Origin of the sequence: Kitasatospora arboriphila, from assembly GCF_039528095.1 — a bacterium.
Classification (GTDB): Bacteria; Actinomycetota; Actinomycetes; order Streptomycetales; family Streptomycetaceae; genus Kitasatospora; species Kitasatospora arboriphila.
This window is the reverse complement of the sequence record NZ_BAAALD010000228.1, coordinates 1-1,183: the sequence shown is the minus strand read 5'-3', so window position 1 is coordinate 1,183 and position 1,183 is coordinate 1. Positions and strand designations below refer to the sequence as shown.

Genomic DNA, 1,183 nt, shown 5'->3' with positions numbered 1-1,183 from the left:
GGCCGGTGCCGCCGTCCGCGAGCTGTCCGGCGTCCCGGCCGCGGCCGGCCGACGGGCCGGCGGACACGGCCGCCGCACCGCCGGCAGCCCTGTCGGTGTCGGCAGCGCCGTCGGTGCCGTCAGTGCAGCCGGTCGTACGTCCTGAAGGTGTAACTCGCGTCGTACGAGAGCAGGTTGCCACTCGCCGCCGGAAGGCCGAGCCGGTGGGACAGCAGCCCGGTCAGCGGGCCGCAGCCCTCCGGCGCGGGGGCGGCGAAGCCGTCGTCGTACGCGGAGAAGTGGATCAGCGGCGGGTTCCGGGAGACCCACTCCGAGGAACCCGCCCGCTGGAAGTGCAGACTCACCGGCGCGCTCCGCCCGATCTCGCAACCGTCCGGCAGCAGTGGGCCGGAGAGCCGAAAGCGCATCTCCATGCTGCCGGTGTAGAAGTCCGAGGCGCCGCCGTACTCCGCCTCCAGCGACAGCCCGAGCACCGGGCTGCGGTCCCCGGCCGGGGTGCCGGTCAGGCCGCCGGGCACCGCCGCCGTGCCGCCGCCGTGCCAGGCGCCCCAGACCTGCCCGGGCGTGCCGTCCGCGAGCGGGCCCTCGGCGTGCACCATCATGATCGGCCGCAGTGCCGGGAGGTCGGCGGCGCCCAGACGCAGCTTCGGGGTGGCCAGGTGCACCTCGCACCGCCAGCGGGCCGGGTCGACCCCCTGCGGGAGCTCCGGACAGTCGGCGTAGCCGGCCTCCAGCGCGGCCAGTTCGGCCTCCGGGGTCGCAGCGGACACCGTGGCCGTGGACGCCGTGACAGTGGACGCCGCAGGGCCTGCGGCGGCGGGAGCGTGGGCGGCGGGGACGGTGTCGGCCGCCTGTGCGGCGGAGGGGGCCGCCAGGGCGAGGGCGGCGGCCGCGAGGACGGTGACGGCGGCTATCCCGGCCCGCCGGATCCGGCGGGGGCGGCTGGGGCGGCGGGAGCGGTCGGGGCGGGCGGCGTTCTGAGCGGCGTGGGTTTCCATGGCGGCCAGCCTGCTGCCCGGGTCCCTCCGGCCGACATCGGTGAGAGCCCGGACGGCGCCCGGACAGTACCCTGACGCCGGGTCAGGGGCGGCCCCGACGGGGGGCCGGGGGGCGGCAGGGCAGGGGGGGGCGGGCCTCCGCCCACTCCCCCGCCACCGCCCCCCCCCCCCCCCCCCCCCCCGGC

At 78.8% G+C, this 1,183-nt stretch carries 1 protein-coding gene; it reads right to left on the bottom strand.

Features of this window, described 5'->3' with window-relative positions:
• Positions 1 to 119 precede the first annotated feature (119 nt).
• Positions 120 to 998 (bottom strand): hypothetical protein, encoded by an 879-nt coding sequence (locus ABD353_RS39645; RefSeq protein ID WP_344628572.1) that lies wholly within the window; start codon positions 996 to 998, stop codon positions 120 to 122.
• Positions 999 to 1,183: the final 185 nt, after the last annotated feature.